This window comes from Flavobacterium sp. KACC 22758, assembly GCF_028736135.1.
Lineage (GTDB): Bacteria > Bacteroidota > Bacteroidia > Flavobacteriales > Flavobacteriaceae > Flavobacterium > Flavobacterium johnsoniae.
In genome coordinates, this window is sequence record NZ_CP117878.1 from 5,247,243 (window position 1) to 5,260,691 (window position 13,449).

Here is a 13,449-nt window from a genome sequence, read left to right on the forward strand (position 1 = left end):
ATACAGTTATTAAGAAAAGATTTCTTTCAAAATATCCAGTGACTTAGGTTTTTTAAACCCATCTAAATGAGCGCTGTAAAAATCAATCAAAACCCGAAGAAGTATCTGCCTTTCAACAACATGAAAGATTTTCTGACTATTGTCAAATTTTAGATCAAGAAGTTTTTTAAGTAAATTTGTTTCATGTTCAGAAAGTGCTGTTGAAGTATGAAAGAGCGTAAAAATTCCTTCTTTCATCTCAAAATAAGGCAAATCTATTTCAGAAACATCTGGATAAAAACCAAGATATTTTGTGATTTCCAGAAGTAAAATCAAATGAAAATTAGAAATATCTTCATGATGATCCAGCCAGGTTAAAGCAGTTTCTAAAAATACAAAAAGCGGTTCGTTTTTTTCTTCTTCCTGAATGGAATAATGAAGCATTTCAGACAAAAACATCACTATTGTGCTTTTAAAAATATCTGTATGAATGGTTTGAAAAGGAACTGCCGTTTTTATTTCTTTGAAGTTCTCAAGAGTTCCTTTGTTCTTATGCACAGCTTCGATCTCTAAAATAGATAACGGCTGAAAATACGCAATTTTCTGACTTGCTTTCCGACTTGAAAACGCATCTCGTACAAAATAAGATTTCAATCCGTTTGAAAGCGTAAAACATTTTACAATCAGGCTTTTTTCCTGAAATTTTAATGATGAGATTACTATTGCTTTGGTTTTGATTTGCACTATTTTATATTGTAGATTGCAGACTTTAGATTGTGGATTGTAAAAACTGAGACTGAGACTTAAAACTATCGAATTATCATAACCTTCTTAACCTTTGTTTCGCCGCCGTCTTGTGCTGAAATGAAAATCATGTAAACGCCTGACGACACTTTATACCTTCCAAAAGCAGTTGTATCCCACTCTATAGTTCCTCCTTCTGAAGTTGTTTCGTAAACCAAATTTCCTTCGATATCTGTAATTTTGATATTAGCCTTGTCAATTAAGCCGGCAACTTTTACAGTTCCGGAATAAGTTGGCCTAACCGGATTTGGATATACATATACATTATTTAAATCTTCATTAGCACCAGTTGCAATTCCTTTAAAAGAAATCATTCCTTTATTTGTTGCAATAAAAACTTCGCCGGTAGAACTGTTAATTTTAATATCATTTATAGTATTACTTGGCAGAGGAGAATTGTTAATTGTAAAATGATATTTTGTTTCCTGACCATTTGGAGAAACCATAAAAATTCCTGAATCTACTGTACCAATCCATTTATTATTGGCACCGTCGACTACAATAGAAGTAATAAACTGTTCGTACATTAATTCCTGAGCCAGATTATCATCAATAATAATTATTGGATTTGCTTTTAGCTGACTGTCTGTTTGAAAATTTCCAACATTAGACAATACTCTTAATCCTTTTGTTGTTCCAATCCAAAGCTGGTTTTTTGTATCAACTGCTACCGATCTAACATCAGCTGACGGCAGATTTCCGGTATCAGCTCCAGTAGTTATCTTTTTAAAAACATTACCATTTTCATTAAATGCAATTACGCCATCATTATAAGTTGAGATCCATTTTGTATTATTTTTGTCGATAACAATATTGGCGTAATTATTACTTTCGGCATTATTTAAAATTGTACTTGTGGCATAACTTACCCAATCTCCGTTTGTTTTTAAAACTTTCAATCCGTTTTTGATACGGCTGTTGGTCACCCAAAGATTTCCTGATTTGTCAAAAGCAGTTCCATTTATACGAACATCGATATAAGTCGGACCTTCAAAAGTAATGGACTCTAGACCGCTGTTTTTTTCGTTAAACAAATGATTCGGAATATCACTTTCTATTCGCAGCAATCCAGAGAAAAAGGAACTCGCATAAACCTGCTTTTCATTATTTGGATTTACAATTACACGTGTAATAGACTTAGCATCATAAACTTCTGAATATGGAATATTTAACCACTTTGAGTTACTAAGTTTACTTATACCATAACTATCTAAAGGATAAGGATTATAATAAATATCATAATCTCCATAGACAGCCCAAAGTGAATTTGGCGAAGCATCAATTGAAAAAATATTATTGCGTATTGGACCATCGGGCGTATTATTTTCAAAAGTTCCAATTCCTGAAAGTGCAGAAGAAAACAAACCTTTTTCTTTTGTTCCGATATAAATTACATCTCCTACAGCCGATGAACAGGAAAAAGTTAAATTAAGCTCTGGAAGCTGTGAGTTTACAATTTGACGGTTCAAAACCATCTGGTTATTATAAACATAAGCAGTATTGGCAGTTGTAATAAATAAATTATGATTTACTACACGCATATCAACAGAAGGCTGTGGTAATTGTAAAAATCCAACAAAGGTACTTGAATTGAATCTATGTATATTTCCTGCTGAATTTATGGCAATCAATTCAGTATCTAATGCGCTTATACCTGACCAATCTCCGGAGTTTACAACTGTCCATTGACTAAAATCAATTAAATTGGGGTTTGTAATACTTGCTCTTCTAATACCGCTGGAAGTTGCAGCAAAAATAAATCCGTTGAAAATTGCTGTTTGTTTTACACTTATCTCAGCTCCATTATCACCTATAAAATAAGTATCTCCGAATTGTAAAGTAGTCAAGTTGAACTGCACAATTCCAAAATCGCAGGAAACATATAGTAAACCATCATGCTCTAAGAAATGATTTATCTTTTTAATACTTGCAGGTAATTGTTTATTAATGATGTCTACTTTTTTTATTACACTGCCATCAGCCTCATTAATTACAGTCAAGAGTCCGTTTTCGTAACCTGTAATTGTTTTTTTAAAAGCCTGACTATAATAAACCGCAGATATAGTCTGTCCGGAAAGCCCGTCAACAGTTGTGATTGTTTTTAAAGCATTTGAAGCCGAGTTTTTAGAAAACAATGCATTTTCTGAAGCTGCATAAATCGTTGTTGAAGATTCTGAAATATCTTTTATTTCATTAAACGAAAAATAACCCTGCCACGACAGCTGGCCTTGAGCAAAGCCAAATTGAAATAAAAGGAAAAACAAAAAACACAGAAATCTTTTTACCATTATTTGATATTTTCAGATAGACAAATATACTACAAACGACAGTATTTGTTTTTTGTTCTTTATAAATAAAAAAATGCTCTCGATTTATCTTTAGAGACAAATGAGAGCATTTTTCAATTGTAATTAATCTTAGACTACACCTTGTGCAAGCATAGCATCGGCAACTTTAACAAATCCGGCAATATTAGCTCCTTTTACATAGTTAACATAACCATCTTCTTCTGCACCATATTTTTTACATTGGTTGTGAATTCCAACCATGATTTCTTTCAATCTTAAATCTACCTCTTCGCTAGTCCAGTTTAAACGAATAGAGTTTTGTGTCATTTCTAATCCAGAGGCAGCAACACCACCTGCATTTGCAGCTTTTCCTGGAGCAAAAAGAACTTTATTATCTAAGAAAAGTTTAATTGCATCTAATGTAGAAGGCATATTAGCAGCTTCTGTTACACATAAAACACCATTATCGATTAGTTTTTTTGCGTCTTCTCCTGTCAATTCATTTTGAGTTGCACATGGAATAGCAATATCAACTTTTACTTCCCAAGGGCTTTTTCCTTTATGGAATACAGCTTTTGGATATTTTTCTAAATATCTCTCAGCTCTGTTATCACCAGTTGCTCTCATTTCAAGCATATGATCAATTTTTTCTCCAGAAATACCTTCTTCATCGTAAATATAACCATCAGGACCAGAAAGAGTAACTACTTTTCCTCCTAATTCATTTACTTTTAAAGCAACTCCCCAAGCTACGTTTCCAAATCCTGAAATCGCAACTCTTTTACCTTTAATTTCGTGACCGATAGTACGAAGCATTTGGTCTGTAAAATAAACAACTCCATAACCTGTAGCTTCTGGTCTAATTAATGAACCACCATAAGCAAGACCTTTTCCGGTTAACACTCCGGTAAATTCATTTCTAATTCTTTTATACTGACCAAATAAATAACCAATTTCTCTGGCACCTACACCAATATCTCCGGCAGGAACATCAAGATCTGGACCAATATGACGGCATAACTCAGTCATGAATGATTGGCAGAAACGCATAATTTCACCATCAGATTTTCCTTCAGGATCAAAATCAGAACCTCCTTTTCCTCCACCCATTGGAAGAGTTGTCAAACTATTTTTGAAAACTTGTTCGAATGCCAAAAATTTCAAAACAGATAAATTTACTGTATGATGAAATCTGATTCCTCCTTTATATGGACCAATTGCAGAATTCATCTGGATTCTAAATCCTCTATTTACAATTATTTCTCCTTTATCGTCAACCCACGGAACTCTAAAAATTATAGATCTTTCAGGCTCAGCTATTCTTAAAAGTAAATTTTTCCCATCGTATTTTTTTCTTTCTGCAATAAATGGAATTACTGTTTCAGCAAATTCTCTAACGGCTTGAAGGAATTCTGGCTCATTTGGATTTTTTGACTCAACCAGAGCCATAAATTCATTTATTTTTTGTTCCATTTTTAAAATAAATTATTCAAATAATAGTTTTATACTTAATCGTTTAAATAAGAAAATACGTTTTAAGAAAACGTTTTCGTTACAACAGACAAAGATACATCAAAATGAATATGATTTGTTATTTTTTTTCGTTTTTGAGATAGAATTGTGTTATTTCTAAACAATGCCGAAAATACAATTTTTCCCTTCCGAATTTACATCAATTCACTTCAGTTAAAGTCAGAAAATTAAGTGTTTTGTTACTAATTGTTTAATAGACGAATTTTATATTTTGTTTGGAATTCCTTTTTTATATATTTGCCAATATTTTGAAAGCCCCGAACAATGCCTAAATACCTATATACCACAATTTTCGCCTTATTTAGTTTTTCAACAATTGCCACAGCGCAATCAAGTCTCGCACATGAGATTGGAATTTTTGCAGGTCCTGTAACTTTACAGTCTGATTTTGGTGAAAGACATAATGTTGACACCAACATTGGAAATACCGGTTTCGGTATTGGTTTAGCTCACTGGTTAAACTTTTCTGCTGCTAATAATCGTGAAAGCTTTTTTACTGAACATTTTAAAGTAAGATCTGAATTATCTTTCGCCCGTACAAATCTTAAACATTTTGGTCAATGGGTTGACAGAAAACCAAACGGATTACTTGCTCAGCAATTAAGAAATATGCATGCAACTTCTACCGTAGTAGGATTAGGATCTCAATTAGAATTTTCTCCTTTTATGAAAATACATGATTTTGAGAATACAATTAGAGGTTTCAGTCCGTATATGAGTGCAGGTTTCATGGTAAGTTATTACTCTACAAATGTTAGCTCTAAATTAGGAGAAATGACTCTTCCTAATGTAACACCAGGAAAATACTTAATGCCTTCTGATGGTCATGCACATGGTTTTGCCAGTGAAAATGGCATAGCATTATCTGCAACTGCAGCTATTGGTGTACATTACAAAATAACAACAATGAGTGACCTAATGTTTGAAACTCGTTTTCAGATGTACAACTCTGACTGGATTGACGGTTTAAACCCTAATAAAGACGTTTACAAAGAAAACAAATCAAATGACTGGCAGGTTTGGTTTAACTTTGGATACATTTATTATTTAGAATTCTAAAAAAATTACAACATAAAAAAAATCCCAAATTCCATAATATAAAGATTGGAATTTGGGATTTTTTATTTTTATAAAATTACTTTTTTATGCTAAAGCTTGCTCCAAATCAGCAATTAAGTCTTCTGCATCTTCAATACCAACACTTAGTCGGACAAGATCATCAGTAATTCCTACTTCTGCTCTTTTATCTGCAGGAATCGATGCGTGTGTCATTAAAGCCGGGTGATTTGCTAATGACTCTACCCCGCCTAAAGATTCAGCTAAAGTAAATACCTTAAGCTTCTCTAAAAACGCAATAGAATCTTCTTTTTTGCCTGATTTAAAAGTAAAAGAAACCATTCCTCCAAAAGCTTTCATTTGTTTTTTAGCAATTTCATGAAACGGATGATTTTCTAATCCCGGATAATAAACTCTATTAATTTTAGGATGTTTACTTAAATATTCAACTACTTTTTCTCCATTTTCACAATGTCTTTGTACTCTTAAAGCTAAAGTTTTTATTCCTCTTAAAACCAAAAAACTATCCATTGGCCCTAAAGTTGCTCCAGTAGCAAACTGCTGAAAGTGCAATTGTTCTCCTAAAGCTTCATCTTTAACAATTAAAGCCCCCGCAATTACATCAGAATGTCCTCCTAAATATTTTGTTGCAGAATGCATAACGATATCAGCTCCTAGATCAAGCGGTTTTTGCAAATAAGGTGTTGCAAAAGTATTATCAACCGCAAACCAAATTTTATGTTCTTTAGTGATTTTAGCTACTTCAGCAATATCGGCTAATTTCATTAACGGGTTTGTAGGCGTTTCAACCCAAACTAATTTTGTGTTTTCATTGATAAGTGATTTCAATTTTGCTAAATCTGTCATATCAACAAAATGAAATTTAATTCCTGAATCTTTATAAATTCTAGAAAACATACGGTAAGTTCCTCCGTACAAATCATCCATTGCAATAACTTCATCACCTGCTTTAAACGATCTTAAAATACAATCTGTTGCAGCTAAACCAGAAGAAAAAGCCAATCCGCGTGTACCATTTTCAATACTTGCCAAAGCTTCTTCTAAAGCTGTACGAGTTGGGTTTGAAGCCCTGCTGTATTCATAATCACCCAGAGGTTTCCCCGGACTTGTCTGAATAAAAGTTGAAGTTTGATATACTGGAGGCATAACAGCACCGGTACTTGGATCATGATGCTGGCCACCATGTATTACTTTTGTATTGAATTTCATATAGTTATAAATTTTATTTCCTTAATTCTTGTACAAATTTACCTTTTAATTTATTTTATCGGGACACAACTTCTTACCTTTGTAGATAATTAACACTTTTTGATATGAAAAATTACATATTTACAATCTTATTGTGTTTGATTTTTACAAGTTGCAAAAAAGAGCTTTCATTTGAGAATGAAACATTTGAAGAAAAATCTACTATTCCGTGCAAAAATGACTGTCCGGATATCACAATAGAAGTCCCAATTGCTAAAAATAAAAAGGTTGTTGCTGACAGTATAAACAAAAAGGTATTTGCTGTCATAAAAGAAATAATATATTTTGGAGAAGATTCTACAAAGGTTAATGATTACAAATCATTATCAAAATCTTTTATTGCTTCTTATGAAGAAATGCACCAGAAATTTCCAAATGATACTTTTGGATGGGAAGGAAAAATAACCGGAAATATTGAGTTTGAATCAGAGCAGATTGTAAACATCAAAATAAATCATTACACTTTTACCGGTGGTGCTCACGGGTATCAAGGTTTTAGATCTCTATTATTTAACAGAAAAACCGGAAAATTCATTTTTAACAAAGACCTTTTTAAAAATGAGAAAGAATTTAAGGCTTTCGCCGAAAAAGAATTCAGAGCCAAGTATCACATTCCAGAAAAAGCAAACATAAATGCAACCGGACTGATGTTTGAAAATGATAAATTTCAATTATCTCAGAATATTTTTTACACTTCTGAAGGTTTGCTTTTATATTACAACTCTTATGAAGCTGCATCTTATGCAGATGGCCCAAAAGAAATCGTATTTCCATACGATAAAGTGAGCAAATATTTGAAATTTCAGTAAATAATTCCAGCATGGGTTAGTCGCACTGCAGTCTCGTCTCTACAGAAAAAACCTCAGAACCTTAGCCTCTCAGCAACTCAGAACCTTTATTGAACATCATATTTCATCTTTCTCAAAACCCTCAAAGCTTCTTTAAAAGATAAATAAGTCTGACTAAAAGGTTTTAAAAGCAATTTGGCATCAATTAATTTTTGTTTGGCATCATCAAAACCATTCAAATAACAAATCATAAAAGTGGAAGGCAGATTTTCCAGATCAGTTAATTCACGATCAGACAATGAGATTCCTTTTTCTAATTTTTGAAGCAATGCCAGGTTAGAATTGTAAATATGATACAACATTTTCCTATTGAATTCCGGAGGCTGAAAAAGTATCTCCCTGTCAATTTTATAATATCCATTATCAAAAAAGTGAATAGTTTGTTTTTCAAGAGGATAATAACTTGTTTTATCATTCAATCCTAAAGGAACATATTCGGTAATTGTAAAACTATCATCATCATAAAAAATGGTAACCACATCCTGAGCCGAATAAAAAAGTTTAACCTGTTCGTTTATTAATTCAATATCTACTCGTGATAAAAAAGTGATTTCTCTGGATTTTTTAGGAACTCCCGCCCAGCAGATTACAAACAGTTCTTTAAAAACCCGATATTTTGGCGACATATCTTTATGTCTGAAATTCATAAAATCGATTACACCATCAAGGGTGTATTGAATACTGTTTCGGGAACTGTTCTCAATACCAATTACCGTTTCGATATTTTGATAATTCTTTTCAATTTCTTCATGCTCTTCTACCGGAGTAGAATTACTTCCTCTTCGCACAAATATGCTGTTGGCAGGTATAGTGTGAATGCCTTTTTTAAAATAAGAAATCTGACTTTTGGGTTTAATAGTTACCAGACCAATCACTTTATCTTTTGGAAGATTCGGAAACGGAACATTTTCGTATTGAATTCTTGGAGGATTTTCAAGAAAGGCATTGACAAGATTCTGAATTCGGCTGTCATCAAAGAAATCATCACCTACAATTTCATTATCCTGATCTTCAACGCCCACAACGATATAAGAATTATTCGCTGGATTAGAGTTTGAAAGTGCACAAATATGTTTTAAAAACTTTGCTTTTCCTTCTCTGGAATGAAGATTCAACTGCCTTTTTTTATCATAAAAACTGCTCTCGTCATTGTGAGCCAGTAGGTTTTTTATTAAAAGGCGTTTATTAATCATTTTTAGACTTCTTAGAATTTTGGATTTTTAGACTTTCTTAGACTTTACACTTCTTAGAACAAAAAATCTAAGAAGTCTAAAATCTATAGATCTATAATGTCTTCTTGACAATCGTCGAAGATGCCTGCGCGGTGCTCATTACAACTAAATCAGCAATATTTACATGATACGGTCTTGAAACCACAAAATGAATTATATCTGCAATATCTTCTGCCTGAAGCGGATCAAATCCTTTATAAACATTTGAAGCTCTTTCGACATCACCTTTAAAACGCACTTCACTAAATTCTGTTACGACCATTCCGGGATGAATAGCACCAACTCTAATTCCAAATGGATTTAAATCGATTCGCATACCCGCAGTAATCGCATCAACGGCATGTTTGGTTCCGCAATACACATTTCCGTTTGGATAAACTTCTTTTGCAGCTGTTGAACCAATATTAATAATGTGTCCGGATTTTTTAGCAGTCATTTTCGGGATTACTGCTTTAGAAACATACAAAAGTCCTTTTACATTAATATCAATCATGGCATCCCAATCGCCTAAATCTCCTGTTTGAATTGGATCTAAACCGTGTGCATTTCCGGCATTATTAATTAAAATATCAATATCTGAAAATTCAGCAGGAAGCGCTTCGATTTTTTCCAGAACATCATTTTTATCACGAACATCAAAAGAAAGCGAATGTACATCTGTAAAAGCAGAAAGTTCTTTTTCTAATTCTTCCAAACGTTCTTTACGTCTGCCGCAAAGGATAATTTTAAAATTGTTTTTTGCTAAAATCTGAGCCGTTGCTTTTCCAATTCCGCTTGTAGCACCAGTAATTAAAACTGTTTTTTTCATTATGAGTATTTGTTTTTTGCCCACTGATTTTACGGATTAAACAGATTTACATTGTAATTTTTTAAATCCGTAAAATCTGTGGGCCAATATTTTTATTTAAGCCACATCGTCGCCCATACTTTCTGTCCAGATAGCAAACCAGTCTTCTTTGTCCATATCAAGTTCAACTGCTTTTACTAAAGATTGAATTCTGGCAACGTTAACCGTTCCTGCAATTGGAATAACATTAGCAGGATGTTTTAAAATCCAGGCCAATAAAAGCGTATCTGCACCTAAATGATATTTTTCAAGCAAAGTCGAGAATAGTTTTTTCAAACGACGCGTTTTTTTGGTGTCTTCTCTAAAAACAGTTCCAAGCGGATTCCATGATAACGGACGAATTCCGTTTGTCTGCATATAATCTAAACTTCCGTCGATCATTGGTTCATAATGAGTTGCCGAAAATTGTACCTGATTATAACTCACTTCTGTTTTCTGGCGAATTAACTCCGTTTGAGAACTTGTGAAATTTGAAAGTCCGAAATCTAAAATCTTTCCTTCTGATTTTAATTTTTCTACAGCTTCTGCAATTTCATCTGCCTGCATTAACGGACTTGGTCTGTGCAGTAAAAATAAATCAACATAATCTGTTTTCAATTTCTTTAAAGATTCTTCAACAGACCAAATGATGTAGTCTTTTGAATAATCGTAATGTTTGATTTTGTTTTTACGGCTTTCAGTTACCAGCTGAATACCGCATTTTGTTATTAATTGTAATTTTTCACGCGAGATCTTACTGTCTTTAAAGGCCTTACCAAAATCGGCTTCGGTCGTATAATCACCGTAAATATCGGCGTGGTCAAAAGTTGTGATTTTGTTTTCGATACAGATTTGTATCATGTTTTCCATTTCTTTTGATGTAAGGTTTTTATCCCAAACACCCCAATTCATAGTGCCCGAAATTATAGGCGATAATCTTGTTTTGCTCATGGTTATATTGAGTTATTTTTGGTAATAAATATGCTTTTGAAAAACATATTCATCAAAGTTCTTAAAAATATAAAAATAGATTCACAATTCGTCCTTAAAATTAGGTGTTTGGTCGAAGTTTTAACCATTCTTTAACATCTTACTTCTCAAAAAATATTCAATTTGCACTCTCAAAAATTAGGCGTACAAATCAAGGTTTTTAAAAATATTTATATGGAAGAAAATACAACGACTTTAGACATTAGAGCGATAAATGAAAAAATTGAGAGAGAAAGTGCTTTTATAGACCTTCTTACAATGGAAATGAACAAAGTTATTGTGGGCCAGAAACACATGGTCGAGCGTCTATTAATCGGTCTTTTGGGTCAGGGGCATATTTTACTTGAAGGTGTTCCGGGTTTAGCAAAAACTTTGGCGATTAATACTTTGTCACAAGCGGTTCAGGGTTCTTTCAGCCGTATCCAGTTTACACCAGACTTACTTCCTGCCGATGTTATCGGAACCATGATTTACAACATCAAAGCAAACGAATTTTCTATTAAAAAAGGACCAATTTTTGCCAATTTCGTCCTTGCCGATGAGATTAACCGTGCGCCTGCAAAAGTACAATCTGCACTTTTAGAGGCGATGCAGGAAAAACAAGTTACGATTGGTGACTCAACTTTCAAATTAGACCGTCCGTTTTTAGTTTTAGCAACTCAAAACCCTGTTGAACAGGAAGGAACATATGCACTGCCTGAAGCTCAGGTTGACCGTTTTATGTTAAAAACGGTAATTGATTACCCAAAAATTGACGAAGAACGTTTTGTAATCCGCCAGAACTTAAAAGGAAGTTACGAAAAAGTAAATCCTGTAGTTTCTGTAGATCAAATTTTACGTGCGCAGGAAGCGGTTCGTGAAGTTTATATGGATGAAAAAATCGAAAAATATATCTTAGATATCATCTTTGCTACACGTTATCCAGAAAAATACAAATTAGCCGACTTAAAACCGCTTATCAGTTTTGGAGCATCTCCGCGTGGAAGTATCAACTTAGCAAATGCTGCTAAATGTTACGCATTCATTAAACGCCGTGGCTATGTAATTCCAGAAGATGTTCGCGCTGTTGTGCATGATGTATTACGTCACAGAGTTGGGATAACATACGAGGCTGAAGCCGAAAATATTACTTCTGTAGACATTATCAACAAAATCGTAAACGAGATTGAAGTACCTTAAAAATTTGTTTCAGGTTTCAAGTTTCAAGTTGTTCTCAAGCAAACTTGAAACTTTTAAACTTTAAACTTTAAACAAATAGAATGGATACAAAAGAGCTTTTAAAAAAAGTACGGAAAATAGAAATCAAGACCAAAAGACTGAGTAATCATATCTTTTCGGGTGAATACCACTCTTCATTTAAAGGACGAGGAATGACGTTTAGCGAGGTGCGTCAATACCAATACGGTGATGATATTCGTAACATCGATTGGAATGTAACCGCACGCTACAACGAAGCCCACGTAAAAGTTTTTGAAGAAGAACGTGAATTAACCATGGTTTTAATGGTTGATATTTCGGGTTCTGAAGGTTTTGGTTCAAAAAGTCAGTTTAAAAAAGACATCGTAACAGAGATTGCTGCAACGATGGCTTTTTCGGCTACACAAAATAATGATAAGATTGGATTAATCTTATTTTCTGACAATGTCGAATTATACATTCCGCCCAAAAAAGGCCGTTCGCATGTTTTGAGAATTATTCGTGAATTAATCGAATTCGAACCAAAAAGTCAGAAAACAGATGTTGCACAAGCTTTAAAATTCTTATCAGGAACTCAAAAAAAGAAAGCAATAGTTTTTATGATTTCAGATTTTATGTCTGAAAATTATGAACAGACCTTAAAAATTGCTTCAAAAAAGCATGACCTTACAGGTGTTCGTGTGTACGATATCCGCGAAGAAAAAATTCCGAATTTAGGAATGGTAACGATGTTAGATGCCGAAACCGGAAAAACGCAGTTAGTCGATACAGGTTCAAAAACCGTGCGAATGAATTACGAAAAACATTATCAGGAAAGAGTAAATTATTTCAAAGATACATTTCGTAAATCTGGCGCAGGTATTGTTCACACAAGAGTCGACGAAAATTACGTAACTAAATTATTAGGTTATTTTAAATCAAGGTAAGATTTTTGATTTATGATTAACGATTTTTGATTTATGATCTATTATGATTATAACAAAAAGAAAGAATTAAGAAATGACTAAACAAGAATTAGAAAATAGATTAATTGATTTTGCTGCGAGCATAATATTACTAACCATTACATTTGAAAAGAATTACGCTAGAAATCATTTATTAGGTCAGATAACTCGTTCTAGTACATCACCAGCCTTAAATTATGGAGAAGCACAAAGTGCAGAAAGTAAAAAAGATTTTATCCATAAAATGGGAATTTGTCTGAAAGAATTAAGAGAAACATTTGTTTGTTTAAAAATAATAGAAAAAGCAAATCTTTCAACAGATCGTGAACGTTTAACAAGAGCAAAAACAGAAGCTAACCAATTAATCTCAATTTTTGTTTCAAGTATTAAAACATCAAAAAATAATCCATAAAAAACAAAGATTACGATTTAAGTTTCATAATAAATCTGAAATCAAAAATCGTTAATCTTCAATCGTTAATC

General features: G+C 33.0%; 12 protein-coding genes. 5 read left to right on the forward strand and 7 right to left on the reverse strand.

Translation table 11 applies throughout. The annotated features are described in order from the left end of the window. Window positions 1-9 precede the first annotated feature (9 nt). From recO to gdhA, 3 genes are all read right to left on the reverse strand, one after another. Window positions 10-723: a DNA repair protein RecO gene (gene recO, locus PQ462_RS22455; RefSeq protein WP_274251658.1), complete on the reverse strand. Its 714-nt coding sequence runs from the start codon at window positions 721-723 to the stop codon at window positions 10-12. A 65-nt stretch (window positions 724-788) separates the two neighbouring features. Further along, window positions 789-3,071, reverse strand: coding sequence for a type IX secretion system anionic LPS delivery protein PorZ (gene porZ / locus PQ462_RS22460; protein WP_274251659.1), 2,283 nt, complete (start codon window positions 3,069-3,071; stop codon window positions 789-791). Between the two features lie 129 nt (window positions 3,072-3,200). Next, window positions 3,201-4,544, reverse strand: coding sequence for an NADP-specific glutamate dehydrogenase (gdhA, locus tag PQ462_RS22465; protein ID WP_012022797.1), 1,344 nt, complete (start codon window positions 4,542-4,544; stop codon window positions 3,201-3,203). A 324-nt stretch (window positions 4,545-4,868) separates the two neighbouring features. On the opposite strand from gdhA, the gene PQ462_RS22470 reads away from it, so the two are divergent. Continuing rightward, complete coding sequence (locus tag PQ462_RS22470; protein WP_121359914.1) at window positions 4,869-5,663, forward strand: THC0290_0291 family protein; 795 nt, start codon at window positions 4,869-4,871, stop codon at window positions 5,661-5,663. 84 nt (window positions 5,664-5,747) lie between these two features. Here PQ462_RS22470 and PQ462_RS22475 read toward each other — a convergent pair whose 3' ends face one another. Then, window positions 5,748-6,890, reverse strand: a complete 1,143-nt coding sequence (locus tag PQ462_RS22475) for a cystathionine gamma-synthase (protein WP_274251660.1) — start codon at window positions 6,888-6,890, stop codon at window positions 5,748-5,750. Between the two features lie 104 nt (window positions 6,891-6,994). On the opposite strand from PQ462_RS22475, the gene PQ462_RS22480 reads away from it, so the two are divergent. Then, window positions 6,995-7,738, forward strand: a complete 744-nt coding sequence (locus PQ462_RS22480; protein ID WP_274251661.1) for a DUF3298 and DUF4163 domain-containing protein — start codon at window positions 6,995-6,997, stop codon at window positions 7,736-7,738. Between the two features lie 86 nt (window positions 7,739-7,824). Here the strand turns inward: PQ462_RS22480 and PQ462_RS22485 are convergent, their stop codons facing one another. The 3 genes from PQ462_RS22485 to PQ462_RS22495 form a co-directional block, all read right to left on the reverse strand. Continuing rightward, on the reverse strand, window positions 7,825-8,970 hold the full coding sequence (locus tag PQ462_RS22485; protein ID WP_274251662.1) for an ATP-binding protein: 1,146 nt from the start codon (window positions 8,968-8,970) through the stop codon (window positions 7,825-7,827). Between the two features lie 91 nt (window positions 8,971-9,061). Then, complete coding sequence (locus PQ462_RS22490; RefSeq protein ID WP_274251663.1) at window positions 9,062-9,817, reverse strand: SDR family NAD(P)-dependent oxidoreductase; 756 nt, start codon at window positions 9,815-9,817, stop codon at window positions 9,062-9,064. Between the two features lie 96 nt (window positions 9,818-9,913). Continuing rightward, window positions 9,914-10,786, reverse strand: a complete 873-nt coding sequence (locus tag PQ462_RS22495; RefSeq protein WP_274251664.1) for an aldo/keto reductase — start codon at window positions 10,784-10,786, stop codon at window positions 9,914-9,916. A gap of 213 nt (window positions 10,787-10,999) precedes the next feature. Here PQ462_RS22495 and PQ462_RS22500 point away from each other — a divergent pair, with 213 nt between their 5' ends. The 3 genes from PQ462_RS22500 (at window position 11,000) to PQ462_RS22510 (ending at window position 13,378) form a co-directional block, all read left to right on the forward strand. Then, window positions 11,000-12,004, forward strand: a complete 1,005-nt coding sequence (locus tag PQ462_RS22500; protein ID WP_012022804.1) for an AAA family ATPase — start codon at window positions 11,000-11,002, stop codon at window positions 12,002-12,004. An 80-nt stretch (window positions 12,005-12,084) separates the two neighbouring features. Beyond that, window positions 12,085-12,948, forward strand: a complete 864-nt coding sequence (locus PQ462_RS22505) for a DUF58 domain-containing protein (RefSeq protein WP_012022805.1) — start codon at window positions 12,085-12,087, stop codon at window positions 12,946-12,948. Between the two features lie 73 nt (window positions 12,949-13,021). Further along, window positions 13,022-13,378: a four helix bundle protein gene (locus PQ462_RS22510; protein ID WP_274251665.1), complete on the forward strand. Its 357-nt coding sequence runs from the start codon at window positions 13,022-13,024 to the stop codon at window positions 13,376-13,378. Window positions 13,379-13,449: the final 71 nt, after the last annotated feature.